Here is a 22,308-nt window from a genome sequence, read left to right as displayed (position 1 = left end):
GCGTCGCCACCTACCTTTTCGTCCATGAGCGACCCGGTGACCGTGCGGAACGAGGCGAAGGTTCTCGCCGCCGGATACGAGCGAGATGTTGACGGCCGACTGATCTTCGTTCCCGCGGTCCCCGACAAGCCGGAGCCGAAACCCGAGTTCCCGCTGCTCGCGACGAACACACACGGCAGCTCCACCTGGATGTGGCTCGCGTTCCCCATCGACATGGCACTGCACCTCGCGATCGGCGCCGCTGTCTGGTTCGTGTTCCCGACCCCGGTGGCCTTCGCGTACGGCGCCCTGGCCTGGCTGGCCGCCTCGTTCATCCACCGGACCTTCGTCCAGCGCCTCACCCGAACAACGCTCGGCAAGTCGCTGTTCGGCCTTCGAATCCGCTACGCCGACGGCACCTACCCCACCCTCGGCCGCCTCGTCGCAGAATGGTTTCGCGGCGTCGGTTGCACCATCGAACTCTGCTGCTCGTTCGGCTGAACCCAGTCGGACTCGGCTCAGGCCGGGAAGGTCGGAATGATCGAATCGCCCATGTGGCGCAGGGTGGCGCAGGCATCGGCGGTCTGCTGGGTGGGGTTGTTCACGACGACCATGCGGATGACGCCTTGGGACGCGGCGAAGAGGATGTCGCAGGAGGTAGGGGTGTCGCCGAGGCGACGGCCGGCGCGGCCCGCGACCGTGTAGTCGGTGAAAGGTGTCGGACCTGCTTCCTTCTCGAACTCCGCGAGAGTTCGCGAGGTCGAGAACACCCTCAGGTAGGCGGTGGCGCCGGTCCACTCGCAGGTCTGCCAACCGGCGGACACCGCACCTGCCGCCACCTTCGTCGCGGGGTCGACACCGGCCTTCTGTAGTGCGTCCGCGGTGACTCCGGTGCACGGCTCGAACAATGCCTTCGGTTGCGCGGCCTCGGGCTCCGCGCTCGAGCATCCGACGAGCGTCGCCAACGCCAATCCCCCGGTCGCTACCGCCATGAGCGCGCGCTTCATCCGTTCCCTCTCACCGTGCATCGCAAAACGCGGCCACGTTAACAAGGCTCGCAACCTCACCAGCGATCGTTCGACAAGACTTGGTCCGGTCACCACCTCGCTCACACCACGACTGTGACGAACACCCACACCACGCACCGGCCACAGGCCGAGGGTTACCCCCGTTCACTGCTGGCGTGATCCGACAGCGGATCCGCGATAGCCCAGCCCGCGGCCAGCAGCTCGTCGACAGCGGCGGCGAGGCAGATCGGGCATCGAACACGAAGCGATTCAGGCTCTTTCATGATTGTGGCCTTGACCACATCATGGCGGTCCGGCTATGTTCTCTCGCCAACAGACTTGGACATTTGTTCAGTTGAACGAGCGTCCACCTGGGGATCGAGGACGCAGATGATGAGGACGATGAGGCGGCCGGTGCGCTGGATGACGGCGCTCGCACTCGCAGCCGGGCTGGCTGTGAGCAGCGCCCCGGTGACCGCCGACCCCGCGAGACCGCTGACGCCCCTGCGGGCACAGGGGTCAGCGTTGATCGACGGGTACGGACGCACCGTGCTGCTCCACGGGGTGAACACCGTCGACAAGGACGCGCCCTACCTGCAACCCGGTGACGGATTCACCCTCACCGACGACGCGGCGGCGACACTGGCTCGGCACGGGTTCACCACAGTCCGGCTCGGGGTCTCGTTCGACGGACTGATGCCGACGGCGGGTGTTGTCGATACCGCCTACCTCGACCGGGTCGAGACTGTCGTGGATACCCTTGCCGCGCACGGCATCTACACGTTGCTCGACAATCACCAGGACGGATTGTCGAAGATCTGGAACGGCAACGGGTTTCCCGAATGGGCGATCCGCGCCCGGCCCGCGGACGGTGAGCCGAATCCCGGATTCCCGCTGTACTACCTGATGCCGAGCATGAATGCCGGGTGGGACGAGGTGTGGAACAACACCTACGGGGTGCTGAACCATCTGGGAGTGGCCCTGGGCGCGCTCGCCGAGCGGATGACCGGGCGCGCGAGCGTGCTCGGGATCGAGTTGCTCAACGAACCGTGGCCCGGCTCAGCGTTTCTCACCTGCTATCCCGACGGCTGCCCCGACTTCGACGTGAAATATCAACGGGCGCTGCAACAGCTGACCGATGCGGTGCGGGCACGCAATGCCACGGTGCCGGTGTTCTGGGAACCGAATGTCACCTGGAACGAGACCATGCCCAGCCACCTGGGCAAGAATCCACCGATCACCAGCCCGAACATCGTTTTCTCCCCGCACGATTACTGCATTCCCAGCCAGCTCGCGATCTACCTCGGCCTGCCCGAGGAGCTGCGCGCCCTGTGCCCGCCGCAGCAGGACCGGACCTGGTCGAACATCGACGCGTTCGCCGACCGCACCGACATCCCCACCATGGTCACCGAATTCGGCGACGGCGATCCGACCGTGTTGCGCAACACCACCACCCGGGCCGACGAACGGTTCGTCGGCTGGCACTACTGGCATTACAGCGCCCGCGACGGTGATCCTTTCCGCGGTGAACTCGGGCGCGAACTGGTCCGCACCTATCCACAAGCCACCGCGGGAATTCCCGATGGCATGGTCTTCGACTCCAGCACAGGCGATTTCGCGTATCGGTACCGGCCTCGCCAGGCCTCGGCGCCGACCGAGATCTACGTCTCGGATCTGTTCCATCCGGACGGCTACGAGGTGAAGGTCACCGGCGGCCGGGTCACCTCGGCGCCCGGCGCGCGCATCGTCACCGTGGAAGCCGACGGCACCGACCCGGTCACCGTTCGCATCCACCGCCCCGGCTCGGCGGGAGCGGATCTTCCCTCCGGCGGTGGCACCGGCTCGGCCTCCGGATTCCCCTGGCTGTCATCGGGATCCGCGGGCTGACACCGGCGGTGATCAGGTCGGCAAGGTCGGCACCGGGTGCTTGTTAAGCGGTGTCGACCACGCTGACCTCCATGAGCAACGCAGCACCGTCCCGGCACGCGACGCGGGAGCGCGGATACGAACGTGACGCCGAGCCGATGTTCGTCACATCCGAAACGCGGGAGCGCTCGACAGACGAATTCCCGCTCACCGGACGCACTTCCAGCGGCGACGAGACCGGCGTGATCCCCGCGTTCCTCATCGATATGACGCTGCACGCCGCGATCGGCGCCACCGCCTGGTACCTCGCACCCGGCCCGACAGCCGTCCTGTACGGCCTCCTCGCCTGGCTGAGCGCGTCCTTCCTGCACCGCACGGTCATCCAGCACCTCACCCGGACAACGATCGGCAAGTGCCGGTACGGACTCCGACTGCGCTACGCCGACGGCACCTACCCATCGACCTGGCAGCTCACCGTCCAGTGGTTCCGCGGCGGCTGGTCCTGCTTCGACCTCTTCGACAGTGCCCGCTGACACAAAAGGGGCGGTCTCCCTCGGGAGACCGCCCCTTTTTCGCGCTCAGCTCATAGCATGCAGCTGACGCAACCCTCCACCTCAGTCCCCTCCAGAGCCATCTGGCGCAGGCGGATGTAGTAGAGCGTCTTGATGCCTTTGCGCCATGCGTAGATCTGCGCCTTGTTCAGGTCCCGGGTGGTGGCGGTGTCCTTGAAGAACAGCGTCAGCGACAGGCCCTGGTCCACGTGCTGGGTGGCCGCGGCGTAGGTGTCGATGATCTTCTCGTAGCCGATTTCGTAGGCGTCGTCGTAGTACTCGAGATTGTCGTTGTCCAGGTAAGGGGCCGGGTAGTAGACGCGGCCGATCTTGCCTTCCTTACGGATCTCGATCTTCGACGCCACCGGGTGGATCGAGCTGGTCGAGTGGTTGATGTAGGAGATCGAACCGGTCGGCGGCACGGCCTGCAGGTTCTGGTTGTAGATGCCGTATTCCTGCACCGAGGCCTTGAGCAGACGCCAGTCGTCCTGGGTGGGGATGCGCACGCCGGCGTCGGCGAACATCTGAGCCACCTTGTCGGTCTTGGGTTCCCATGCCTGGTCGGTGTACTTGTCGAAGTACTCGCCGCTGGCGTACTTGGAGTCGGCGAACCCACCGAACGCGGAGCCGCGCTCCTTGGCGATCAGGTTCGAGGCCCGAATCGCGTGGTAGACCACGGTGTAGAAGTAGATGTTGGTGAAGTCCACACCTTCTTCGGAGCCGTAGTGGACCCGCTCACGCGCCAGGTATCCGTGCAGGTTCATCTGACCGAGGCCGATGGCGTGGGACTCGTTGTTGCCCTGCTCGATCGAGGGCACCGAGAAGATGTGGGTCTGATCCGAGACGGCGGTGAGCGCGCGGATCGAGGTCTCGATCGTCTGACCGAAGTCGGGCGAATCCATCGCCTTGGCGATGTTGAGCGAACCCAGGTTGCACGAGATGTCCTTGCCCACCTTGGAATACGACAGATCATCGTTGAATTCCGAGGGGGTGGAGACCTGCAGGATCTCCGAGCACAGGTTCGAGTGGGTGATCTTGCCCTTGATCGGGTTGGCCCGGTTCACCGTGTCCTCGAACATGATGTAGGGGTAACCCGACTCGAACTGCAGCTCGGCGATCGTCTGGAAGAACTCGCGCGCCTTGATCTTCGACTTGCGGATGCGCTTGTCGTCGACCATCTCGTAGTACTTCTCGGTGACGTTCACATCGGCGAACGGCACACCGTAGATACGCTCGACGTCATAGGGCGAGAACAGGTACATGTCCTCGTTCTTCTTCGCCAGCTCGAAGGTGATGTCGGGGATCACCACACCGAGCGAGAGCGTCTTGATGCGGATCTTCTCGTCCGCGTTCTCGCGCTTGGTGTCGAGGAAACGGTAGATGTCGGGGTGGTGGGCGTGCAGGTACACCGCGCCCGCGCCCTGACGCGCACCCAGCTGGTTCGCGTAGGAGAAGGAGTCCTCCAGCAGCTTCATGATCGGGATGACACCCGAGCTCTGGTTCTCGATCTTCTTGATCGGGGCACCGTGCTCACGAATGTTGCTGAGCAGCAGCGCGACACCGCCACCGCGCTTGGACAGCTGCAGCGCGGAGTTGATGGAGCGCCCGATGGACTCCATGTTGTCCTCGATACGCAGCAGGAAGCAGGACACGGGCTCGCCACGCTGCTTCTTGCCGGAGTTGAGGAAGGTGGGGGTGGCGGGCTGGAAGCGGCCGTCGATGATCTCGTCGACCAGGTTGCTCGCCAGCACCTCGTCGCCGGCGGCCAGCGTCAGCGCGACCATGCAGACGCGATCCTCGAAACGCTCCAGGTAGCGCTTACCGTCGAAGGTCTTGAGCGTGTACGAGGTGTAGTACTTGAACGCGCCGAGGAAGGTCGGGAACCGGAACTTCTTGGCGTAGGCCTGCTGGAACAGCTGCTTGACGAAGGGGCGGCCGTACTGGTCGAGCACCTCCGTCTCGTAGTAGTTCTCCTTGACCAGGTAGTCCAGCTTCTCGTCCAGATTGTGGAAGAAGACGGTGTTCTGGTTCACATGCTGCAGGAAGTACTGGTGCGCGGCCTCGCGATCCTTGTCGAACTGGATCTCGCCGTTGGGGCCGTACAGGTTCAGCATCGCGTTGAGGGCGTGGTAGTCGAGCACCTCGCCCGCCTCGCCGCGCACCGCCGACTGCTCTAGGCGTGCTGACTTGCCTGCCGGTGCTGTGGTTGCTGTTGCCAAAACAATCCCAATCCCTCTCGGACGCGCGCGACGTCCTCAGCGGTTCCCATGAGTTCGAAGCGATACAGATACGGCACCCCGCATTTTTGCGAGATGATGTCTCCTGCAACGCAATAGGTATCGCCGAAGTTCGTGTTGCCGGCCGCGATCACCCCGCGCAGCAGCGCGCGGTTGTGTGGGTCGTTGAGGAACTTGGCGACTTGCCGTGGAACGAGGTCCTTGTCGGGACGTTGTCCGCCCATGACGTGCCGACCACCACCGTAGGTGGGGGTGATCAGCACGTAGGGTTCGTCGATCCGCGGCGATTCAGCGGTGGTGTGTAGCGGAAGTCGAGTTGCCGGGAGACCGAGCTTCTCGACGAAACGATGAGTGTTCTCCGAAGCGCTGGAGAAGTAGACCAGCCCGCCCGGAGTCCTCTGCTCGGGCATGGCGCCTCCTTACCGGCGAACCGGTGCGAACTACGCAGCCGCGACGGCGAGCGCCTTGATGCGATCGGGACGGAAGCCCGACCAGTGATCGTCACCCGCGACGACGATCGGCGCCTGCAGGTAGCCCAGCGCCATGACGAAGTCACGCGCCTCGTCGTTCTCCGAGATGTCGATGACGTCGTAGTCCACGCCGACCTTGTCGAGAGCCTTGTAGGTGGCGTTGCACTGCACGCAAGCGGGCTTGGTGTACACGGTGATGGTCATGATGGAAGTCCCTCTCTCCTATGCCTGATCCACAGCCTGTGATCCGTATGCAATGCACGAACGGGTGATGCTGCGCAAACTCCTGGATCTAGCGAAGAAAGCCCTGCTCGCAACCCCTTCCCTTGGGCCCGATCAGTGGTGGCTCCACACCGTCTTCCAGTACGACAGACACTACACCTAGTGTCCGACAGATGGGAACAACACAAGGTGTTGCGAGTCGCACGGATGTAATTCCCACGCGGTAAGTCCCAGGACGGGCCACCGGCCAGCAGGGAAAACAGTGGTTCAGATCACGATTTCATCTACCGGCGAGTCTTCAGCAAACTCGGTGGACAGCGAAAGGGCGTCGCATCCGTGACGGATGCGACGCCCTGCCGAACGACCAGCTTACGCCGTGACCAACGTGCCGTTCACCGCGGCGACCAACTCGTGCACGGTCGCGCCGAGCTGGGTCAGCGCCTCGGCGTCCTCGGCCGGATGGGTCTGCGCGAAACGCTCGCCGATGGTCGCGAACTGCGCATGCGCCGACTCGACGACGACGCCGCCCGCCACGCCGACGGACTTGACGGTGTCGCCGTGTGCCCACGCCGCGGCGTTCGGGCTGATCGACGCGCTCACCACGGCGACCGGCTTACCCTTGATCGCACCGGCGCCGTACGGACGCGAGGCCCAGTCGATGGCGTTCTTCAGCACGGCGGGCAGGGTGCCGTTGTACTCGGGGGTGACCAGCAGGACGGCGTCGGCGGCGGCGACGGCGGCACGCAGCGCCTCGGCCTGCGCGGGCACCTCGCCGGGAACGTCGAGGTCTTCGTTGTAGAACGGAATCTCGCCGAGACCCTCGTAGATGGCGATATCGACACCGGCGGGCGCGGTCTGTACGGCAGCCTCTGCCAGGCGGCGATTGATGGAGCCCGCGCGCAGGCTTCCGACGAGAGTAAGGATGCGGGTCTCGCTCATTGCGACTCCTGGTGTACTCAGTGGAATGATCCAAGTTTCATCCGACATTAACCGGACCCCGGTCCGATTACTTCCCGCGGAGGACGTGTGAGCGGCGTGAGCTATGGCACACCCCAGTCCGACGAGCCGCCCCTGCTGGGGATCGGGCGGCCGCTGCCCGGCAGCGCGGAACCCGTCGAACGTGCCGACGCCGCGCGCAATCGCGCACTGCTGCTCGACGCGGCCCAGCAGCTGGTGCGCGAGCACGGCGTCGACGACCTCACGATGGACGCGCTCGCCAAACGCGCGGGGGTCGGCAAGGGCACGGTCTTTCGCCGGTTCGGCAACCGAACCGGGCTCATGCTGGCCCTGCTGGATCACTCCGAGCAGAAATTCCAGGCCGCGTTCATGTTCGGGCCCGCGCCGCTCGGTCCCGAGGCAGGCCCGGTCGAGCGGCTGATCGCCTTCGGGCGCACCCGGCTGCTCGATATCGAGGTCGAGGGCGATCTGCACCAGGCCGCGGAGAAGGACGGGCGTTTCGGTGGCGGACCCTACGCCCTGCACAAGGCGCACGTCATGCTGCTGCTTCGCGCGATCGGCGTCGACGGTGAGGTTCCGCTGATCGCCGACACCCTGCTGTCCACACTGACGGCGGCGCTGGTCATCCACCAGGTCGAAGTGCTCGGCTACACGCGCGATCAGATCGGCGACAACTGGGAATGGCTCGTTCGCCGGGTCGTTTCGCCTGTCCCCCAAGTAGAGTGAGAACGCATGGGGACACTGCGTGAACAGATCATTGCCGAATTGGGTGTGCTGCCCGAGATCGAGGCGAAGCAGGAGGTCCGGCGGCGCGTCGACTTCCTGAAGGACTACCTGGCCACCACCCCGGCCAAGGGATTCGCCCTCGGGATCAGTGGCGGCCAGGACAGTGCGCTGGCCGGTCGGCTGTGCCAGCTGGCCGTCGAGGAGCTTCGCGCCGACGGTGTCGAGGCGAAGTTCCTCGCGGTGCGGCTGCCCTACGGCGTGCAGGCCGACGAACACGACGCGCAGACCGCCTTGAATTTCATCGACCCCGATCGCACGGTCGTGGTGAACATCCGGCCCAGCGCCGATGCGGTGGGCATCGAGGTGGCGGGCGCGCTCGATCACGAGCGCCTGCGCGACTTCGTGCGCGGCAACATCAAGGCGCGTGAGCGGATGGTCGCCCAGTACGCCCTCGCGGGCCAGGAAAGCCTGCTGGTGGTCGGCACCGATCACGCGGCCGAAGCGGTCACCGGGTTCTTCACCAAGTTCGGCGACGGCGGTGTCGACCTGACTCCCCTCACCGGTCTCACCAAGCGCCAGGGCGCGGCCCTCCTGCAAGAACTGGGCGCCCCCTCGAGCATCTGGTCCAAGGTCCCCACCGCCGACCTCGAAGACGACCGCCCCGCCCTCGCCGACGAGGACGCACTCGGCCTGCGCTACGCCGAGATCGACGACTACCTCGAAGGCAAGGACGTCACCCCCGAGGTGGCCGCCCGCGTGGAGTCGATCTTCACCAACACCCGCCACAAGCGCACCGTCCCGGTGACACCGCTCGACACCTGGTGGCGCTAGGGGCGTGCTCCCGGCCCCACCGGATCAGCAGATCTGGGCGCCTTCACCGGACGCGGTAGCTCGCAGCAGGTCCCGAACCAGCTCGTAGTCCGGTTCTTTGCGAAAGCGCAGGCATCCTTTGCCCATGTCCTGGCTCGCGAGACGGTCGGCGAACGCCGCGCGGACGTCGGAGCGCAGGAGGTAGAAGGAGATGTAGTGCTTCTGGCCGGCGAAGGCGACCTCGCCGGTGCCGTCGCGTTCGTAGGCGGGCATCCCGTAGGACATCACCTCGGTGAAGCCCGGCAGCTCCTGGAGGCACAGGTCGCGCAGCCTGGTGAGCGCCTCGCGGCGATCCGCCGGGACTTCGGCGAGGTAGGTCGCTACGTCGGGGGCCTTGCTCTGGACCACGGCTAGCCGCCCGCGAAAGGCGGGAGAACGTCGACTCGGTCGCGGAGCATGGCCGACGGGTCGCGGGTGAGCTCGTCGCCGATGAGGAAGGCACAGACGCCGACGAGGCTGTCGATGTCGGAGCCGTAGGTGGCGGCGAGAGTGGCGCGCAGGTCGGCGACGGTGGCGCCGTCGGGGAGGTCGAGAGATTCGGTGTTCTTGCCGACCGCGTCGGCGATGGCGGCGAAATAGCGGACCTCAACCACCGATGGCTCCCATCGTGCGTTCCGGGGGGACGAAACCGGCGGCGTCGATACCGTGACCGGCCCATTTCTGCCACATGGCACCGCGCCACAGTTCGGCGACCTCGTCGTCGTCGGCGCCTGCCCGCAGCGCGGTGCGCACGTCGAACTCCTGGTCGCTGAACAGGCACGAACGCAGCATGCCGTCGGCGGTGAGCCGGGTGCGGTCGCAGCTGTCGCAGAACTTGCGCGTGACCGTGGCGATGATCCCGACTGTTGCCGGGCCACCGTCGACCAGCCATTTCTCGGCCGGGGCGGACGGGTCGGCACGGGCGGTGGGGGTCAGGGTGAAGCGCTCGCCGAGGACGTCGAGCAGGTCGGCGGCGGTCACCATGTGATCGCGGGCCCACTCGTGGTCGGCGTCGAGGGGCATCTCCTCGATGAAGCGCAGTTCGCACTGTTCGGCCAGGCACCACGCGAGCAAGTCGGCGGCGCCCGCCAGATTCTGGCGCATCAGCACGGCGTTGACCTTCACCGGCGCCATCCCCGCGTCGCGCGCGGCACGGATGCCGTTGAGGACCGACTCCAGCCGGTCGCGGCGGGTGAGGCGGGTGAAATCTTCCCGGTCGACGGTGTCGAGGGAGACGTTGACCCTGGTCAGACCAGCCGCGGCGAGCTTATGGATGCGATGTTCCAGGCCGACGCCGTTCGTCGTCATAGCCAGCGGGGTGCCGGGCACCGCCGCATGACAGCCCGCGATGATCTGTTCCAGTTCACGGCGCATCAGCGGTTCGCCGCCGGTGAACCGCACCTCCCGCACACCCAGCTCGCGCACCGCCAGCGACACCAGCCGCACGATCTCGTCGGCGGTGAGCAGTTCCTGGCGCGGGATCGGCGGCAAGCCCTCTTCGGGCATGCAATAGGTGCAGCGCAGCGAACACTTCTCGGTGATGGACACGCGCAGGTCGCGAGCGATCCGGCCGAAGCGGTCGACGAGGAACGGCGTCTCGGGCCTGCCGTCCAGGGACGGCCGCTCCGATCGCACGGCGGGTATCCCCATCTCGACCAGCGTCATCTCTACAGTATGACCCGTAAGGCCCGTCACATTCCGTGCGCCGGGCCGATTCTTCGCGAACTCGTCAGCTCACCGTCGCCCACCCACCACCGTGAGCAACGCGACCCCGACCGGCCCCGACACCGACGATTAAGCTGGCAGCATGACTCCCCGGCCCGCTACCGCGTCGGCGCGCAGCGTCGACGAGTACCGCGACACCGTCGCCGCGCTGCTGGCCCGCCTCGCCGACCGCCCGGATGAACAGGTGCCGGTCCCCGAGGCGCTCGGCCGCACGCTGTCGGCCGATGTGGTGTCGCCGATCGATCTGCCGGTGTTCCGTAACTCGGCGATGGACGGCTACGCGGTGCGGGCGGCCGATGTGGCCGTCACCCCGGTCACGCTGCCGGTGGCCGGCGTGGTGGCGGCGGGTAGGCCGGGCACCGACGCGCTGCCCGCCGGATCCGCGGTGAAGGTGATGACCGGTGCGCCGATGCCCCCCGGCGCCGACTGTGTGGTGCCGGTCGAGGATGTGCAGGCGGGCGAGGGGCGGATCGTGGTCGAACGTGGCCGCGGACGTGGCGAATTCGTGCGCGAAGCCGGTACCGATGTGCGCACCGGCGAGCTCGTCGCGCGGGCAGGCACGGTGCTCGCGCCCCGCCATATCGCCGCACTGGCCGCTGTCGGCCTGCCCACGGTGCCTGCCCTGAGCCGATTACGCGCTGTCTGCATCACCACCGGGGATGAACTCCAGCCCGCGGGCGCCGCGCTGGCCCCGGGCCAGATCTACAACTCCAACGGCATCGCGCTGGCCGCCGCGTTGCGGGCCGACGGTGTCGAGGTGGTCGAGGTCGCGCACAGCACCGACGACCCCGCGGTGTTCACCTCGGTACTGCACGCCGCGACCGCCGTCGCCGACCTGGTCTTCACCTCCGGTGGCGTGTCCAAGGGTGACTTCGAGGTCGTCAAGGATGTGCTGGGTCCGCTCGGCGGGACCTTCGGCTCGGTCGCGGTGCAGCCGGGCGGACCGCAGGGCTACACGGTGGTCGACGAGGTCCCCGTGCTCAGCTTCCCGGGCAACCCGGTGAGCACGATGGTGTCCTACGCCGTGTTCGCGCGCCCCGCCGTGCGCGCGCTGGCCGGATTGCCGGAGCTCGTGAGCGGCGAGACCACTCTGCTCACACCGCTTCGCTCCCCCGCCGGTCGTCGCCAATACCTGCGCGGCCTGCTGACCGAGGACGGGGTGGAAGTGATCTCGGGCCCCGGCTCACATCTCATCGCGGGGATGGCCTGGGCCGATGTCCTGGTCGACGTTCCCGCCGAGGTCACCTCGCTGGCCGCCGGTGTCGCTGTGCGAATCTTATCGCTATGAGCGAGTTGTCCCACGTCGACCGCGAGGGTCGCGCGCGCATGGTCGACGTCAGCGCGAAAGCCGACACCACCCGGATCGCTGTCGCCGCAGGCGAATTGCAGACGACCGCGGAAGTGATCGCGTTGGTGCGGGCCGAGGGAATGCCCAAGGCCGATGTGCTGTCCACAGCGCGACTGGCCGGAATCGCCGGTGCTAAAAAGACTTCCGAGCTGATTCCGCTGTGTCATCAGCTGGCGTTGTCGTCGGTGAAGGTGGAGTTCGGGTTCACCGAGACCACCATCACAGTCGAGGCGACGGCGAAGACCAAGGGGCCCACCGGGGTCGAGATGGAGGCACTGACCGCTGTCGCCGTGGCCGGGCTGACCCTGCACGACATGGTGAAGGCGGTGGATCCCGCTGCCGTGATGAACGGGGTTCGGCTGGTCACCAAAGAGGGTGGAAAGCACGGGCATTGGGTGCGGCCCGAGGATCGATCCGACACCGGCACACCGGCGCCCGACCGATCAGCACAGGTGGACGCGAGCGCCGGTGCCGAATCCGCGCTGCCGGCGACCACCGAATCCCAGGACGGCGCTGCGACGGAATCACCTGACGCCCCGATCTTTTCGCGGACCGCGGTCGTGGTTGTCGCGTCTACCGGTACCGCGGCCGGTACCCGCACCGACACCACCGGGCCCGTCCTCGTCGACTGGCTGACCGCGCGAGGTTTTTCGGTGCGTGGGCCACTGGTCTACGCCGATGCCGAGATCGCCGCCGGGCTGGCCGACGCACTCAGCGGGGCGCCGGCGCTCGTCGTCACCACCGGTGGCACCGGTGCCTCGCCCACCGATGCGACACCCGAGGCCACCCGCGCCGTGCTCGATCGTGAGCTACCCGGTGTCGCCGATGCCATTCGGCAGCGTGGGACCGCGAAGTTCCCCCTCGCCGCGCTGAGTCGCGGCGTTGCCGGGCTGGCCGGTGGGACCGTTGTCGTGAACCTGCCCGGTTCGCCCGGCGGGGTGAAGGACGGGACGGCGGTGCTGGAACCGCTGTTGGATCATCTGCTCGCGCAAGTAGCCGGAGGCGGCAACCATGAGTGACTTCGGTGCGGTTCGGCTGGCGACCATCAGCGATCACGACCTCGATCCCCTCGCCGTCGAAAAGGCGGTCGACGGACCGGAATTCGGCGCGGTGGTGGTGTTCACCGGCAAGGTGCGCAACCACGACGGTGGCCAGGCGGTGACTTCGCTGGAGTACTCCGCGCATCCCCAGGCCGAGCGCTTCCTGCACGCGATCTGCGCGGAAGTGGCGCAGGCGAGCGGACTTCCGGTCGCGGCGACGCATCGCATCGGGTCGCTCACGATCGGCGGGCTGGCGATCGTGGTGGCGGTGGCCGCGCCGCATCGGGCCGAGGCGTTCACCGTCTGCGCCGAGCTGGTCGACCGGATCAAGCACGAGGTGCCGATCTGGAAGCGGCAGTTGTTCGCCGACGGGCTTTCCGAATGGGTCAACGCCTGCGGCTGACGCTACTGCGTGGCGTACCGCCACACGCCGAGCATCTCCTGCTCGTCCAACGGCGTCTCACCGTCGAAGACGGTGTCGTCCAAGCGTTTCAACGCCGCGACCGTATCCAGTCCGGCACCGATCAGCACCAGATTCGAGACACGGCGCTCGCCGCGCGCCCAGCTTCCGGGGGTGACGACTACGTGCCTGCCTACCAGGTGGACTTCGAACTTGCGGCGCTCCCCTGCCACCGCGAACGCGACACATCCCTTGGCACGGAACAGTCCTGACGGCGGATCTTCCAGAAAGGCCACCAGCGCACGCGGATTCAACGCGCGCTCGCTCGTGAACGCCACCGAGACGTAGTCGTCGTGAAGGTGGCGATGGTCGGGGTCGTCGTGATCATGGTCGTCGAGCAATGTGTCGAAGCTCAGTTGCTCGGCTTTTTTCAGCTGCTCGGGTGCCCGGTCGTCGAACAGCAGACCGGGGTCGATGCGGCCGTGCGTCGTCGCGTAGACCGGCACCTGCCCGACCCAGTCGGTCAGCTGTGCACGCAAATCGGCCAGCGCCTCGGCCCCGACTCGATCGGCCTTGTTCACCAGCACCAGATCCGCCATCCGCAGATGCGTCACCAGCTCGGGATGTTGCGTGCTGGTGGCGGCGAACTGCTCGGCATCGACCACTTCGACCAGGCCACCGTAGGCGATGCGCGGGTTGGGGTTGGCGATCACCATCCGGATCAGGTTGCGCGGCTCGGCCAGTCCGCTGGCCTCCACCACGATCACATCCACCGCGCTGCGCGGCTGCGCCAGCTGCGCGAACAGATCGTCGAGTTCGGACACGTCCACCGCGCAGCACACACACCCGTTGCCGAGCGACACCATCGCGTCGACCTGCCCCGCCACCAGCATCGCGTCGATGTTCACCGCCCCGAAATCGTTGACCACTACCCCGATCCGGGTTCCCCGATTGTTGCGCAACAGGTAATTGAGCAGGGTCGTCTTCCCCGAACCGAGAAACCCAGCAACGATCACGACAGGAATCACCGCACCCATGCTGCCACCCTGTCACCGCGGCGACGTCGACCGGTCCACCACGCCGGATTCCTCCGTCCGTCCCCATGCAGCACACCACCCACCCCTGCGATCAGAGGTGGGCGGGTCGACGTGCGGCCAACGGCGGTCAGGACTGGCTGAAAACCATGCCTACCAGGGTGTACGCGAGATTGATCAGCTGGCCGGGGATGGTCGACTCGTCCATGCCGAGCGCTTGAGCCAGCGGCATGAGCAGCGTCATGACGGTGGTGATCGGACCGCCGAGCGTGCTCAGATCGAGCTCGGATTCGTTGGGCGTCGCCTGGGTTTTCGGGCTGGTGCCGCGGTTCTTCGGGGTGGTGGTGGACGGTGCGGCGGGAGCCCCGGGTGACGCGGTGCGGGCCGGGGCGCCGGGAGACGCGGTGCGGACGGGGGCTACCGGACCCGGGTTCGCGATCGGGACCCGTTGGGGGATCGGAGCAGCAGTGGCAGGCGCGTTGGCGTCGGCGGGAGCCGGGCGCTCGGACGGTGCCGTCTGTTCGCTCGGGCCGCTGGGAGGTGCGGACGAATCGGCCGGTGCCCGGTCGGGCGCGGGAGCTTGCGCGGGTGCCGGTGTGGGAGCGTGGGCGGGCGCTGTCGCTCCCGGCGTCGCAGTCGTCGAAGCGGGCGACTGGGCCGGTGTGGGTGTCGTCGTGTCGGATTCCGGCGTCGACGCGGTGGTCCCGCTGGGCTTCTTCGACGGCTGCGTGGGCTCGGCCGGATCGGTGGTGGGCGCCGGCGCGCCGTTCGTACCCTCGGTGGGAGTTCCGGCGGCGTTGGGATCCTCGGCCGGGGCGGAAGCTCCGTTCTGGCTCCCTGCCGGTCCGGGCGCGGGTGCGTCGGTGCTGGGCGTGGGGGTCTCGGTCGGGTCGGCGGCGGGTGCGCGCTGGGGTTCCTGTGCGGTCGTCGCGACCGGTATCCGACCCGGCGCGGCGGCGTAGGCGGGAATCGGCTTGTTCAGCAGGAACCCGACGACGCCGGTCGCGATGGCGACGGCGTGCTCGAGCTGGCCTTCGCGCGATTCCAGGCGGGCGGCGTCGCCGACATTGGCGCCGTTGCCCATCTCGACGAACACCAGCGGCACCTGCGTCAGCGCCGGGCCCGCCACATCCTCGCGGGTCTGCAGGCCCGCCTTGACGCCCGCGTAGTTCGCGGGTGAGAAGCCGGCCGCCAGGTAGGCGTCGCGGACCGCGCTCGACACGAGTCGCCCACCACCGGATTGCGCCTTGTCGGCGATCGAGTCGGGGATGGGGAGCTGGGGCACGATCATGTGGAAGCCGTGCTGGTCGGGGCCCGCGCTGTCGGCGTGAATGCTCACCGCCACGTCGGCGCCGGACTGGTTGGCGGCGCGGGCGCGATCGTCGACGCAGCCGCCCCACCCGGTGTCGTCGGCGCGGCTCAGCACCACATCGGCACCCAGTGCCTCCAGAGACGCGCGCACGAGCTGGGCGACATCCCAGTTGATGGTGTGCTCGGGGATGCCGTTGAGCGAGGTCATGCCGGTGGTCTGGCAGTCCTTGGTACCGCCGCGACCGTTGTCGACCTGGCGGCTCAGGTCCTCGGAATGCGCCGTCCCCTGATGACCGGGGTCGAGGAAGATCGTCTTACCGGCGAGCTGCTCGCTGGTCGCTGGTTCAGGGGCGGCGTGGGCGGTCACGGGGACCAATCCCGACAGCGACACCACCACCGCGGCGGAGACGGTAGAGCAGATTCCGGCCTTGATGATGTTTGGTTGCATGTTCGGTCGGTGCTCCGGGACCGGAGCACCCCTCCCTTCCCATTGGTAACACCTGGTAACACCAAACCCAGTGGTTCACTCTTGCAACGTTGACAACCACAGGGCAAGCACAGTTACCGAAATGTAACTGGATAGGAGTATCAAAAGACGCTGGTCGGATGCCCAGATGAGCCGTCAGCGCGCTAAGTCAGGCAACTTCTGGCAATTGGCGCAGCGACCGCAGCGCATAGTGAACCCGGGTCTTCACGGTCCCGATCGGAACGCCGAAATCGGCGGCGACTTCCCGGTAGCCGCGGTCGTGCAAGATCACCTCGGTCACGGCTGCCCGCTGCGGTTCCGGGAGTCGGGCGAGGAGTTGATCGACCAGTAACCCGTCGACCAGTCCGTCGGCGAAATCCGGTTTGCCGCAGACGGACACCTCGGTGATGTCGTCCCAGCCCACATCACCGGGGCGGATGGCTCTGGCCCGCACGATGTCGATGATGACGTTGTGTTCGATCGCCAGCAGCCAGGTCCGCACGCTGCCCTTGCGACCGTCGAAGTCGTGGCACGAACGCCAGCCGCGCAGCAACGTTTCCTGCACCGCGTGCTCCGCCAGGCCCGCGTCGCTGAGACTGCGCATGGCCCGCCAGTGCAGCAGACCGCGATCGGTGGCCAGCACCTCGGCCAGCCCTTCCCTGGTACACAGGCGCGCGCAGTGCGCACCGCAGGAGTTGTCCGTCATATGGGGTTATCGCGGCGGACCGCGACGATGACAACGCCGCGCGTTAAGCGACTCTTCAGGATCCTGCTGGGGCCGTGCCGGAAGGTAGTTCTTGCGAGCCCGGCCGGGCCTGCTCCAGGAGGGGGGAGCAGGGACGCCGGGCTCGTTCGTTTCCGGGCCCGATCATTGCGGGTTCGCGCATTCGAGCGAAGTCCAGCACGATCGGACCGGGGCGACGACAATCGCCCGCGAGGAGCGAACAAGTGGACATCCATGCATATCCGACCGACGCGCAGACGCCGGTCGACCGGGCGGAGGCCACCCGAGTGGCGGCCGAACACCTACCAGCCGACCTGCCGGGTCACGATCGGCAGATCGTCGAATTCGCCGACGGCTTCGCGGTTTTCGCGGTGCAGCCGTTGCACGCGCCACCGGATCGGCCGATCCCGATCGGCGGCTCGGTGTACGTGATCGACAAGGCGACCGGGGCGGTGTCGTTCTGGCCGACCTATCCGACCGGCGTGATCGCCGCGCACTACGCGCTGCTCTTGGCGGCGGGACAGTTGGTCGTCGCCGATTCCTGGCCCGATCAGGACTGATCGAGTAGTTCACGAGGTCTCCTCGGTCGAGTGGCCAGGGCGACGCAGGGCGGCGAGTCCGCAAGCCACAGCCAGTGCGATCGAGAGTGCGCCGAACCAGTCGCCCCAGCGGACGTAGGGAGTGCGATCACCGGCGGTGCGGATGTCGGCCAGCACCGTGTGGGTTTCGGTGATGCCGGTGCGGACCGAGGCTCGAACGGCGCCCTGTGCGTCGACGGCGGTCAGCTCGCCGAGTTGGGCGGGGCGGGCGATGGCGATGCCAGATTCGACGGCCCGTACCGCCGCCATCCGGCTGTGTAACCAGTGATCGACGCTGAAGTCCAGCGCAGGAGCGAGCAGGAGCGTCGCCCCGTCGGCGCGGTTCTGGCGAACGAGGGCCGGGTGGTCGAGGTCGGCGCAGATCGCGAGCGCCCACGGGCGGCCGGGGATCTGGACCGGGGTCGCACCGCGTTGCAGGCCGGACTCGAGCCCGGGGACGAGATAGCGCTTGGCATAGATGGTTTCGCCCGGATAGGCGATGGCGGCGTTGACGGTGCCACCCGGTTGCTCGAGTTCCAGGCCGACGACCACGTGGATGCCACGACGAGCGGCTACGGCGGTGAGCGGGTCGCGCAACAGGAAGAGTTCGGATCGTCGTGCATGCCATGCCTTCTCGGAGAACACGATGACTTCGGCGCCCTGATCGGCGAGTTCGTCGACGGCGGCGACGGCCTCGGCGATCATCCGCGCACCGTCGGGCGACGCGACAGGAACATACATCGGCGGCTGCGCGAGAGCCACCAGCCCCACCCGTGTTACCGGACCGCCGCTCGCCGCCGCGGAACACCACAGACCCGTGCCGATGGCGAAGGTTACGGCCACGGCCGTCACGACCGCTGTCCTCAGCAGGCGGGGCGTTCGGATGCCGGGTGCCGTCATCGTGCCAACGGCACCGGGCACCGCGAGCACGAGGAAGCTGATCCCCCACACCCCGGTGAACGAAGCGACACCCACGATGGGGTCGACCTCGGCCTGGGAGTAGCCGATGCTCCACCACGCGCCGATCCCGCCGACCAGACCGAACAGGAGCTCGACGGCAGTCCATGCGGCGGGTAGTGCGAGCACGGCCCACCCGAACCTGTGCTGTATCAACAGCTTTCGGAAGAGCAGCACACACGCTCCGAAGGTGAGTGCGCTGCCGACCAGCAAGGCGACGGCAGTCACCCTGGGTTGTTCCAGAGTGTCGGTGAAATAGGACCAGTACTCGGCGTTGCCGCCGAGCCAGGACAGCACCGCGGCGGCGTACGCCGCCGCGGCTGAGCGCCGCGGCGCCAGCCACAGCACCGGGAGCGGGGCGAGGAGGGCGACTCCGGGCACCGGGTGCAGGCCGGTGCCGATACTCCACAGCACAGCCGAACTCACGGTGGCGGCCGACCAAGTCGTCAGCTCCCGACCGGGCGATCGTCGGCCGATTCGCCCGGAGAACTCTTCGCGCACAGCCTCTTCAGTAGATGTCACTCGACAATCGTCACGGTGGAGCGGGGCCCCGCACATCGCCCGTGCGAGCGGACTCGTCTCCCTCTCGCGAGTGAGATCACCTCACACCACCCGGCAATCGATTGTCCCCCGGCGCCACCATTCCGGATTCGTAGGCGAAGACCACCGCCTGCGCCCGATCACGCAGCCCCAGCTTCGAAAGAACGGAGCTGACATGGGTTTTCACGGTGTGTTCGGTGACGACCAGCCGCGCCGCGAGTTCGGTGTTCGATCGGCCGGCGGCGAGTTCACGCAGAATGTCGCGTTCCCGCGGGGTCAGCATTGCCAGCTGCGCGGACGCTTCCGGGTGGGCCCGCGCGCGTCCGGCGACCTCGGCGATCAGCCGCCGCGTCACCGAGGGAGCCAGCAGTGCGTCACCAGCGGCGACGACTCTGACGCCACCGATCAATTCGGCCCTGCGGGCGTCTTTGAGCAGGAACCCGCTCGCACCCGCCCGCAAGGCGGCATAGACGTACTCGTCGACATCGAACATGGTGAGCACCAGTACTTTTGCCGCGGTTTCCGCGCAGATCCGAGCAGTGGCCGCCACCCCGTCCAGCCGGGGCATCCGCACGTCCATCACCACCACATCGGGGGTGAGCCGCCGGGCTGCCGTCACCGCTTCCACGCCATCGCAAGCCTCCCCCACCACCTCGATGTCGGGTTCGGACTCCAGGATGAGGCGGAACCCGGCACGGAACAATTCCTGGTCGTCGACAACGAGCACCCGCACCGTCAACTCCTCTGTGCCAGTGGCAGATCGGCCGACACCACGAAGCCAGCCCGCGTCGGCTCCGCCCGTAGCGAGCCACCGCACGCCTGTACCCGTTCGGCCATCCCGACCAAACCGAAGCCCGTCGGGCCTGCGTCCGCCCGCGCATGGTCCACGGCGGTGCCGTCATCGGCGATCCGCACCCCCAGCCGACCCGATGACCAACTCAGCGCCACCTCGACCCGCGTCGCCTTCGCGTGCTTGCCCGTATTGGTCAGCGCCTCCTGCACGATCCGATACGCGGCGGCATCGGCTTGCGGTGAGATCGGCACGCGGGTTCCGTGCTCGGTGAAACGCGCGGCCAGACCCCCGTGTTCGGCGAGGGCGACCAGATCGGCGATAGCCGCTACGCCCGGTTGATGCGGCGGATCGTCCTCGCGGAGCACACCGATACTGTGGCGCAGTTCCCGCAGGGCATCACGCCCACCGTCGGCGATCGCCGCGAAGGCCACGTCGGCATCCGCCCGATCCAGCAGCGGACCGGTTTCGGCGCGCACGATCATCGCGCCGACCGTGTGGGCCAGCCCGTCGTGCATATCCCGCGCGATCCGCAACCGCTCGCGGACCACCGCGGCCTCGCGTTCGTCGTCGAGACGTCGTGTCCGTTCGGCGAGCGCGTCGATCTGCGCCTGCTTCGCGCGCACGCCCGACCCGAGCGCCCATGCCGTCATGAACGACATCGCGGCATAGGCGTACGAATCAGCGGGCTCGCGTGGCACCAGCAGCGACACCAGAATTCCCACCGCGACCAGTACGAAGGTCAGCCGGCGCTGCCGTGCCGAACAGTGCGCCGCGATCGTGTACACACAGACGACCGTGCCGAACGGCAGCACCGGCAACGCGTGTACACAGCCGAGCGCCGTGATCGCCGGGCCGACCACGCACAACACACCCACCGGCGCCCTGCGCCGCCACAGCACCGGTGCCGATGCGAGGACCGACAACCCGACGACCCACCACGACGCACCGACGACGAGCGCGGGCACGACGCTCGCGGTCGTGACGACGGCGGCGATCAGTGCGTCCAGCGGCGACGGATGTTCCCGAGGTACTCCCACGACGTCCCAGTCTGTCCGGAAACAGTCCACCGCACCTCACTCTCGAGAGTGATTCGATGGGCGGCACCACGACCGTACGCTCAGGCATAGGGTGGAATTCGACGCGGCAACATCCGATGACCAGCGACGATCACGCTCGACCAAGAACGAATTGCACACATAGCGATGTGTGCATATGATTGCGACCGATCGGACCGCAGGAGAAGGGGAACGCGATGGGCGCAGGGCACGGGCACGACCACGGGGTATCGGCCGACAGCGATCGACGCTGGCTGGCCGGCGCGCTGGCGGTGATCGTCACCTTCCTGATCGGCGAAGTGATCGTCGGCATCATCGCCGATTCGCTGGCACTGCTCTCCGACGCGGCACACATGACCACCGACGCCGCCTCGATCGCGCTGGCGCTGTGGGCGATCCGGCTCGCGGCGCGACCGGCGACCGGGCGGATGACGTTCGGCTGGAAGCGGGCCGAGATCCTGTCGGCCCAGGCCAACGGGCTGACGCTGCTGCTGCTGGCACTGTGGCTCGGCTACGAGGCGATTCGCCGGCTGTTCGAGCCGCCGGAGGTACACGGCTGGCTGGTGTTGATCACCGCGCTGGTCGGCGTCGCCGTGAACGTGCTCGCGACCTGGATGATCAGCCGCGCCGATCGCACCAGTCTCAATGTCGAGGGCGCCTACCAGCACATCCTCAACGACCTGTTCGCGTTCATCGCCACCGCCGTCGCCGGTCTGATCATCATCCTCACCGGCTGGGTCCAGGCCGACGTCGTCGCGACGCTGATCGTGGTGGCGTTGATGATCAAGGCCGGCATCGGGCTGATCAAGGCGTCGAGCCGGATCTTCCTCGAGGCCGCGCCCGAACATCTCGACCCGGCGCAGATCGGTCGCGACATGGCCGCGCGCGACGGCGTCACCGAAGTCCACGACCTGCACATCTGGGAAATCACCTCCGGCTCTCCCGCACTGTCGGCCCACGTTCTCGTGCGGCCCGGCCATGATTGCCATGCGGTCCGCGAGGACATCGCGCACATGCTCGACCACGACCACCACATCGAGCACGTCACCCTGCAGGTCGACCACGCCAGCCCGAAACTGCTCGACATCGGCAACCGCGACTCCCACCCGTGCGCCGACTCGCACGGCCCCAAGCACGTGCCCGAACAAGCCCCCCACACCCACTGACGAGGGAAGGCCCCACACCCGTCGGGTGCGAGGCCTTCTCGTCGGTCACGCGCTAGCGAGGACCAGGTCGTTTCATCGACCTATGGGGCTGATTCAGCCGCCGAAGGAACCGGTCCACAGGGTGTCGACCAGCCCGTGGAGTGCGGCGCCGAGGGTGTCGAAGAGGCCGCCCAGGGCAGCGCTACCGGTGTCGATGATAACGGGGATCATAGTAATTCCTCTGTTTCTCGCATAGGCCCAGCCGGAGCTGGCTTACGAATGGCATATCGACGCTCAAACGCGACGGGTTACGGAATTTCCGATTTAG

General features: G+C 67.3%; 25 protein-coding genes. 10 read left to right on the top strand and 15 right to left on the bottom strand.

The window, feature by feature from the left end; genetic code table 11:
* Window positions 1–24: 24 nt before the first annotated feature.
* The gene (locus ACWDXS_RS10625; protein WP_449964337.1) at window positions 25–480 is read left to right on the top strand and encodes an RDD family protein; all 456 of its coding nucleotides are present in this window, start codon (window positions 25–27) and stop codon (window positions 478–480) included.
* Window positions 481–497: 17 nt separating this feature from the next.
* Here the strand turns inward: ACWDXS_RS10625 and ACWDXS_RS10620 are convergent, their stop codons facing one another.
* Window positions 498–986, bottom strand: coding sequence for a DUF3558 family protein (locus ACWDXS_RS10620; RefSeq protein WP_449964334.1), 489 nt, complete (start codon window positions 984–986; stop codon window positions 498–500).
* Window positions 987–1,141: 155 nt separating this feature from the next.
* Window positions 1,142–1,270 (bottom strand): hypothetical protein, encoded by a 129-nt coding sequence (locus tag ACWDXS_RS10615; protein WP_449964331.1) that lies wholly within the window; start codon window positions 1,268–1,270, stop codon window positions 1,142–1,144.
* A gap of 118 nt (window positions 1,271–1,388) precedes the next feature.
* On the opposite strand from ACWDXS_RS10615, the gene ACWDXS_RS10610 reads away from it, so the two are divergent.
* Together ACWDXS_RS10610 and ACWDXS_RS10605 are read left to right on the top strand one after the other, a co-directional pair.
* Window positions 1,389–2,873, top strand: a complete 1,485-nt coding sequence (locus ACWDXS_RS10610; protein WP_449964329.1) for an endoglycoceramidase I — start codon at window positions 1,389–1,391, stop codon at window positions 2,871–2,873.
* A gap of 71 nt (window positions 2,874–2,944) precedes the next feature.
* Window positions 2,945–3,385 (top strand): RDD family protein, encoded by a 441-nt coding sequence (locus ACWDXS_RS10605; RefSeq protein WP_449964326.1) that lies wholly within the window; start codon window positions 2,945–2,947, stop codon window positions 3,383–3,385.
* 50 nt (window positions 3,386–3,435) lie between these two features.
* Here ACWDXS_RS10605 and nrdE read toward each other — a convergent pair whose 3' ends face one another.
* From nrdE to ACWDXS_RS10585, 4 genes are all read right to left on the bottom strand, one after another.
* Window positions 3,436–5,565, bottom strand: a complete 2,130-nt coding sequence (nrdE, locus tag ACWDXS_RS10600) for a class 1b ribonucleoside-diphosphate reductase subunit alpha (protein ID WP_449964760.1) — start codon at window positions 5,563–5,565, stop codon at window positions 3,436–3,438.
* An 11-nt stretch (window positions 5,566–5,576) separates the two neighbouring features.
* The gene (gene nrdI, locus ACWDXS_RS10595) at window positions 5,577–6,050 is read right to left on the bottom strand and encodes a class Ib ribonucleoside-diphosphate reductase assembly flavoprotein NrdI (protein ID WP_379318540.1); all 474 of its coding nucleotides are present in this window, start codon (window positions 6,048–6,050) and stop codon (window positions 5,577–5,579) included.
* 30 nt (window positions 6,051–6,080) lie between these two features.
* Window positions 6,081–6,314 (bottom strand): glutaredoxin-like protein NrdH, encoded by a 234-nt coding sequence (gene nrdH / locus ACWDXS_RS10590; RefSeq protein WP_358063548.1) that lies wholly within the window; start codon window positions 6,312–6,314, stop codon window positions 6,081–6,083.
* A 387-nt stretch (window positions 6,315–6,701) separates the two neighbouring features.
* Complete coding sequence (locus ACWDXS_RS10585) at window positions 6,702–7,271, bottom strand: NAD(P)H-dependent oxidoreductase (protein WP_378991493.1); 570 nt, start codon at window positions 7,269–7,271, stop codon at window positions 6,702–6,704.
* A gap of 96 nt (window positions 7,272–7,367) precedes the next feature.
* Here ACWDXS_RS10585 and ACWDXS_RS10580 point away from each other — a divergent pair, with 96 nt between their 5' ends.
* Together ACWDXS_RS10580 and nadE are read left to right on the top strand one after the other, a co-directional pair.
* Window positions 7,368–8,015, top strand: a complete 648-nt coding sequence (locus tag ACWDXS_RS10580) for a TetR/AcrR family transcriptional regulator (RefSeq protein ID WP_387447281.1) — start codon at window positions 7,368–7,370, stop codon at window positions 8,013–8,015.
* A gap of 6 nt (window positions 8,016–8,021) precedes the next feature.
* Window positions 8,022–8,846, top strand: coding sequence for an ammonia-dependent NAD(+) synthetase (gene nadE / locus ACWDXS_RS10575; RefSeq protein ID WP_378633155.1), 825 nt, complete (start codon window positions 8,022–8,024; stop codon window positions 8,844–8,846).
* Window positions 8,847–8,870: 24 nt separating this feature from the next.
* Here nadE and ACWDXS_RS10570 read toward each other — a convergent pair whose 3' ends face one another.
* The 3 genes from ACWDXS_RS10570 to moaA are packed head-to-tail and all read right to left on the bottom strand — an operon-like array spanning window position 8,871 to window position 10,529.
* Window positions 8,871–9,233, bottom strand: coding sequence for an iron chaperone (locus tag ACWDXS_RS10570; RefSeq protein ID WP_387447182.1), 363 nt, complete (start codon window positions 9,231–9,233; stop codon window positions 8,871–8,873).
* 2 nt (window positions 9,234–9,235) lie between these two features.
* Window positions 9,236–9,478: a MoaD/ThiS family protein gene (locus tag ACWDXS_RS10565; RefSeq protein WP_056812377.1), complete on the bottom strand. Its 243-nt coding sequence runs from the start codon at window positions 9,476–9,478 to the stop codon at window positions 9,236–9,238.
* Window positions 9,471–10,529, bottom strand: a complete 1,059-nt coding sequence (moaA, locus tag ACWDXS_RS10560; protein ID WP_378991486.1) for a GTP 3',8-cyclase MoaA — start codon at window positions 10,527–10,529, stop codon at window positions 9,471–9,473. Before moaA ends, ACWDXS_RS10565 begins: the two co-directional genes overlap by 8 nt.
* A 142-nt stretch (window positions 10,530–10,671) precedes the next feature.
* On the opposite strand from moaA, the gene ACWDXS_RS10555 reads away from it, so the two are divergent.
* Genes ACWDXS_RS10555 through ACWDXS_RS10545 form a run of 3 tightly spaced genes read left to right on the top strand, consistent with a single transcriptional unit; the run spans window position 10,672 to window position 13,380 of the window.
* Entirely contained in the window at window positions 10,672–11,877 is a 1,206-nt protein-coding gene (locus tag ACWDXS_RS10555) for a molybdopterin molybdotransferase MoeA (protein WP_449964318.1), read from the top strand.
* The gene (gene moaCB / locus ACWDXS_RS10550) at window positions 11,874–12,956 is read left to right on the top strand and encodes a bifunctional molybdenum cofactor biosynthesis protein MoaC/MoaB (protein ID WP_449964315.1); all 1,083 of its coding nucleotides are present in this window, start codon (window positions 11,874–11,876) and stop codon (window positions 12,954–12,956) included. Before ACWDXS_RS10555 ends, moaCB begins: the two co-directional genes overlap by 4 nt.
* On the top strand, window positions 12,949–13,380 hold the full coding sequence (locus ACWDXS_RS10545; protein WP_378991482.1) for a molybdenum cofactor biosynthesis protein MoaE: 432 nt from the start codon (window positions 12,949–12,951) through the stop codon (window positions 13,378–13,380). The genes moaCB and ACWDXS_RS10545 overlap by 8 nt, the downstream gene beginning before the upstream one ends.
* 2 nt (window positions 13,381–13,382) lie before the next feature.
* On the opposite strand, the gene ACWDXS_RS10540 is transcribed toward ACWDXS_RS10545, so the two are convergent.
* The 3 genes from ACWDXS_RS10540 to ACWDXS_RS10530 form a co-directional block, all read right to left on the bottom strand.
* Entirely contained in the window at window positions 13,383–14,414 is a 1,032-nt protein-coding gene (locus ACWDXS_RS10540) for a CobW family GTP-binding protein (protein ID WP_449964311.1), read from the bottom strand.
* Window positions 14,415–14,541: 127 nt separating this feature from the next.
* Window positions 14,542–16,170, bottom strand: coding sequence for an N-acetylmuramoyl-L-alanine amidase (locus ACWDXS_RS10535; protein WP_449964307.1), 1,629 nt, complete (start codon window positions 16,168–16,170; stop codon window positions 14,542–14,544).
* 187 nt (window positions 16,171–16,357) lie between these two features.
* Window positions 16,358–16,894, bottom strand: a complete 537-nt coding sequence (locus ACWDXS_RS10530; protein ID WP_449964304.1) for a sigma-70 family RNA polymerase sigma factor — start codon at window positions 16,892–16,894, stop codon at window positions 16,358–16,360.
* 242 nt (window positions 16,895–17,136) lie between these two features.
* Here ACWDXS_RS10530 and ACWDXS_RS10525 point away from each other — a divergent pair, with 242 nt between their 5' ends.
* Complete coding sequence (locus tag ACWDXS_RS10525; RefSeq protein ID WP_378991476.1) at window positions 17,137–17,472, top strand: hypothetical protein; 336 nt, start codon at window positions 17,137–17,139, stop codon at window positions 17,470–17,472.
* A gap of 9 nt (window positions 17,473–17,481) precedes the next feature.
* Here ACWDXS_RS10525 and ACWDXS_RS10520 read toward each other — a convergent pair whose 3' ends face one another.
* The 3 genes from ACWDXS_RS10520 to ACWDXS_RS10510 form a co-directional block, all read right to left on the bottom strand.
* Complete coding sequence (locus tag ACWDXS_RS10520; protein ID WP_449964301.1) at window positions 17,482–18,969, bottom strand: nitrilase-related carbon-nitrogen hydrolase; 1,488 nt, start codon at window positions 18,967–18,969, stop codon at window positions 17,482–17,484.
* Window positions 18,970–19,045: 76 nt separating this feature from the next.
* A complete protein-coding gene (locus ACWDXS_RS10515) occupies window positions 19,046–19,726 on the bottom strand; it encodes a response regulator (RefSeq protein WP_449964298.1) in 681 nt (226 codons plus the stop codon).
* Entirely contained in the window at window positions 19,723–20,817 is a 1,095-nt protein-coding gene (locus ACWDXS_RS10510; RefSeq protein ID WP_449964295.1) for a sensor histidine kinase, read from the bottom strand. The genes ACWDXS_RS10515 and ACWDXS_RS10510 overlap by 4 nt, the downstream gene beginning before the upstream one ends.
* Before the next feature lie 215 nt (window positions 20,818–21,032).
* Here ACWDXS_RS10510 and ACWDXS_RS10505 point away from each other — a divergent pair, with 215 nt between their 5' ends.
* The gene (locus ACWDXS_RS10505) at window positions 21,033–22,001 is read left to right on the top strand and encodes a cation diffusion facilitator family transporter (RefSeq protein ID WP_378991472.1); all 969 of its coding nucleotides are present in this window, start codon (window positions 21,033–21,035) and stop codon (window positions 21,999–22,001) included.
* Window positions 22,002–22,308 lie beyond the last annotated feature (307 nt).

Source organism: Nocardia sp. NPDC003183 (assembly GCF_053590715.1).
The sequence above is the reverse complement of the archived record's forward strand: the minus strand, read 5'-3'. Positions and strand labels throughout refer to the sequence as shown.

What these genes read in the sequence shown, in the direction of transcription:
- ACWDXS_RS10625 (WP_449964337.1), top strand. Translation starts at nt 25, where the DNA reads ATGAGCGACCCGGTGACCGTGCGGAACGAGGCGAAGGTTCTCGCCGCC.
- ACWDXS_RS10620 (WP_449964334.1), bottom strand. Translation starts at nt 986, where the DNA reads ATGAAGCGCGCGCTCATGGCGGTAGCGACCGGGGGATTGGCGTTGGCG.
- ACWDXS_RS10615 (WP_449964331.1), bottom strand. Translation starts at nt 1,270, where the DNA reads ATGAAAGAGCCTGAATCGCTTCGTGTTCGATGCCCGATCTGCCTCGCC.
- ACWDXS_RS10610 (WP_449964329.1), top strand. Translation starts at nt 1,389, where the DNA reads ATGAGGCGGCCGGTGCGCTGGATGACGGCGCTCGCACTCGCAGCCGGG.
- ACWDXS_RS10605 (WP_449964326.1), top strand. Translation starts at nt 2,945, where the DNA reads ATGAGCAACGCAGCACCGTCCCGGCACGCGACGCGGGAGCGCGGATAC.
- nrdI (WP_379318540.1), bottom strand. Translation starts at nt 6,050, where the DNA reads ATGCCCGAGCAGAGGACTCCGGGCGGGCTGGTCTACTTCTCCAGCGCT.
- nrdH (WP_358063548.1), bottom strand. Translation starts at nt 6,314, where the DNA reads ATGACCATCACCGTGTACACCAAGCCCGCTTGCGTGCAGTGCAACGCC.
- ACWDXS_RS10585 (WP_378991493.1), bottom strand. Translation starts at nt 7,271, where the DNA reads ATGAGCGAGACCCGCATCCTTACTCTCGTCGGAAGCCTGCGCGCGGGC.
- nadE (WP_378633155.1), top strand. Translation starts at nt 8,022, where the DNA reads ATGGGGACACTGCGTGAACAGATCATTGCCGAATTGGGTGTGCTGCCC.
- moaA (WP_378991486.1), bottom strand. Translation starts at nt 10,529, where the DNA reads ATGACGCTGGTCGAGATGGGGATACCCGCCGTGCGATCGGAGCGGCCG.
- ACWDXS_RS10555 (WP_449964318.1), top strand. Translation starts at nt 10,672, where the DNA reads ATGACTCCCCGGCCCGCTACCGCGTCGGCGCGCAGCGTCGACGAGTAC.
- moaCB (WP_449964315.1), top strand. Translation starts at nt 11,874, where the DNA reads ATGAGCGAGTTGTCCCACGTCGACCGCGAGGGTCGCGCGCGCATGGTC.
- ACWDXS_RS10545 (WP_378991482.1), top strand. Translation starts at nt 12,949, where the DNA reads ATGAGTGACTTCGGTGCGGTTCGGCTGGCGACCATCAGCGATCACGAC.
- ACWDXS_RS10540 (WP_449964311.1), bottom strand. Translation starts at nt 14,414, where the DNA reads ATGGGTGCGGTGATTCCTGTCGTGATCGTTGCTGGGTTTCTCGGTTCG.
- ACWDXS_RS10535 (WP_449964307.1), bottom strand. Translation starts at nt 16,170, where the DNA reads ATGCAACCAAACATCATCAAGGCCGGAATCTGCTCTACCGTCTCCGCC.
- ACWDXS_RS10530 (WP_449964304.1), bottom strand. Translation starts at nt 16,894, where the DNA reads ATGACGGACAACTCCTGCGGTGCGCACTGCGCGCGCCTGTGTACCAGG.
- ACWDXS_RS10505 (WP_378991472.1), top strand. Translation starts at nt 21,033, where the DNA reads ATGGGCGCAGGGCACGGGCACGACCACGGGGTATCGGCCGACAGCGAT.